Below are 337 nucleotides of genomic sequence, written 5' to 3'. Positions count from 1 at the left end.
CGTTGTTGCGCAATTGCGCTTGAGGTGTGCGGTCCCCTTTCCCCGTTGAGGTCAGACGACGGCTTCGATCTCGGCCCTGCCAAGGACTGAGAAGCGGTTCATGATGGAGATGCGGATCTGGATTTCGGCGGTCTGGCGGTCGGGGTCTCGTGACATGATCCTCTCGCCGAAGAGTTTCAGGCAGTTCATCCGCGCCTCGACCCGACTTCGGACGTGGTATTCCGCCCGTTTCCTCCACAGCGCCCTGCCCGGATGTCGCTTCGCGCGCAGGATCTCGCTGCGTGCGCTGGCAGCTGGACAGTCCTCTTTCCAGGCGCGGCCGTTGCGGCGGATGGGT

The 337-nt window shown here is 63.5% G+C and carries 1 pseudogene; it reads right to left on the bottom strand.

Features of this window, described 5'->3' with window-relative positions:
* Positions 1-51: 51 nt before the first annotated feature.
* Positions 52-337 (bottom strand): annotated as a pseudogene (locus tag Q1A87_RS23905) (IS5/IS1182 family transposase); the annotation flags it as partial.

Source organism: uncultured Jannaschia sp. (genome assembly GCF_947494055.1).
Taxonomy (GTDB): Bacteria; Pseudomonadota; Alphaproteobacteria; order Rhodobacterales; family Rhodobacteraceae; genus Jannaschia.
The sequence above is the reverse complement of the archived record's forward strand: the minus strand, read 5'-3'. Positions and strand labels throughout refer to the sequence as shown.